This window comes from Bifidobacterium sp. UBA6881 (assembly GCA_002451435.1).
Taxonomy (GTDB): Bacteria; Actinomycetota; Actinomycetes; order Actinomycetales; family Bifidobacteriaceae; genus Bifidobacterium.
The window spans coordinates 12816-14820 of record DKCF01000068.1 but is presented as its reverse complement, the minus strand read 5'-3'; the positions used below and the strand labels follow the sequence as shown (position 1 = coordinate 14820).

At 59.4% G+C, this 2005-nt stretch carries 2 protein-coding genes and 3 tRNA genes; all 5 read right to left on the bottom strand.

Going from position 1 to position 2005, the window contains the following annotated elements:
- On the bottom strand, positions 1–893 hold an 893-nt coding region (locus B3C64_RS05070), incomplete at its 3' end, for an iron-containing alcohol dehydrogenase (RefSeq protein WP_291534169.1).
- A 271-nt stretch (positions 894–1164) separates the two neighbouring features.
- Positions 1165–1240 (bottom strand) — tRNA-Phe (locus B3C64_RS05065).
- Positions 1241–1263: 23 nt separating this feature from the next.
- Positions 1264–1337 (bottom strand) — tRNA-Asp (locus tag B3C64_RS05060).
- Between the two features lie 25 nt (positions 1338–1362).
- Positions 1363–1434 (bottom strand) — tRNA-Glu (locus B3C64_RS05055).
- Positions 1435–1567: 133 nt separating this feature from the next.
- A partial coding sequence (gene trmB / locus B3C64_RS05050; protein ID WP_414632165.1) for a tRNA (guanine(46)-N(7))-methyltransferase TrmB occupies positions 1568–2005 on the bottom strand: 438 nt, incomplete at its 5' end.

The following is a 2005-nucleotide window of genomic DNA, read 5'->3' as shown; positions in this document are numbered from 1 at the left end:
TTCTCGCCGGTGTAGTCCTTGTTGTATTCCATGACCGGTGCCAGAAGGATGCCGTTGGCCACGCCGTGCGCCACGCCCAGGCGTCCGCCCAACGGATGCGCCATGCCGTGCACCAGGCCAAGGCCGACGTTGGAATAGGCCATGCCGGTGATGTAGGAGGCATAGGCCATCTGCTCGCCGGCCGGCACATCGCCGTCGGCGCTCTTGGCGAGGTTCCTGGCGATCATGCGGATGGTCTGCATCGACAGGCAATCGGACAGGCTCCACGCGCCCGGCGTGATGTAGCCTTCGATGGCGTGGGTCAGCGCGTCGAGACCGGTGGCGACCTTGAGCCCGCGAGGCATGGAATCGGTCAGGTCGGGATCGACGAAGGCGACGATCGGGATGTCATGCGGGTCGACGGCGACGAACTTGCGCTTGTTGGCGGTGTCGGTGATCACATAGTTGATGGTGGTTTCGGACGCGGTGCCCGCGGTGGTCGGCACGCCGAAGATCGGCACCGACGGGTTCTTGGTGTCCGCCACGCCCTCAAGGCTCAGCACATCCGCGAATTCGGGATTGGCGGTGACGATGCCGATGCCCTTGCACGTGTCCTGCGGGGATCCTCCGCCCAGACCGATCAGGAAGTCCGCTCCGGATTCGGCGAATTTGGCGACGCCGTCCTTGATGCATTCGACCGGCGGATTCGGCTTGACGTTGCTGAACACCTCATACGGCATGCCGGCTTCGTCGAGCACGTCGGTAACCTTCTTGGCAGTGCCGGTCTCCAACAGCACCGGATCGGTGACGATGAACGCCTTGGTGAAGCCGTGCGACTTGGCCACGGCTGGAATCTCCTTGATCGCGCCGCGTCCGAAATATGCGGTCTGGTTGAAAATCATGCGATATACCATCGATGCTCTCCTTTAAGCAGCTTCATTTCCACGGAGGCCACAGTGTCCTTGCCATGGCCAACGGTTTCATCTTATCGCCGTTTTTGAAAAACCTCTGGATTATGTCGGAGAATCGTCCGCATCCGATTTCTTGTGCCGATACGTGGACGGAACCTGATTTGGAGCGGGCCTGGAATCCGCCGACGAGCTCCGACCATACGGTAATGCGGAGCGCATATGGAAACAGGCGACATTGAAAACAAGAAAGCCTCGGATTTCTCCGAGGCTTATCTGGTGGCTCCGAGCGGCATCGATCCGCTGACCTAACGATTTTCAGTCGTTCGCTCTACCAACTGAGCTACAGAGCCATGAACAACTTGCGTTGTTCTAGCGACCACGGCCAGACTTGAACTGGTGACCTCCGCCGTGACAGGGCGGCGCTCTAACCAACTGAGCTACGCGGCCATTGCCACCTTGTTTCCAAGGTACGTACCCCCTGAGAGAGTCGAACTCTCGTTGTCAGATTGAAAGTCTGGTGTCCTAACCGTTAGACGAAGGGGGCGCTTTCAGCGTTTCCGCTTGACAACTCGATTTACTATACACAAATCTGGCAAACATGCAACCATCGGCGTGTCGAAGAGTGTCGAGTAATGGTCAAAACCACTGAAAACCGTTGAAACACAACGTTTTGCAGGTCATACGCGGCGATAGGTGAAATCATGGATCACCCGTCCCGCGGCAAGGCCCTTCTTCTCGAAATTGGTGAGCACGCGACCGGAAAAACGCTCGGACTCAACGAAATCGGCGTGTCGCATCGACGCGGCCTCGTTCGCATTGCCCTTGCCGACGTGTTCGACCGGCAGACTCACCGTGATCGAACCGTCGTTATGAAATCCGGCCATGCCGTCCATCACCTCGTGCACGTGCAGCGCGTAGTCCTCGATGTCGGTGGCGATGCGCCACGCTCCGCCGTCGACCAGCGTGCGGTGGATGTCCGCCGCGAGCTCCGGCTGTACGATGCGGCGCTTATGGTGACGCATCTTCGGCCACGGATCGGGGAAGAACGTCCATACCTGGTCGAACACGCCATCGGCCGCGGCCGCGAACAACTCCGGAGCATTGACCTGCGCGAT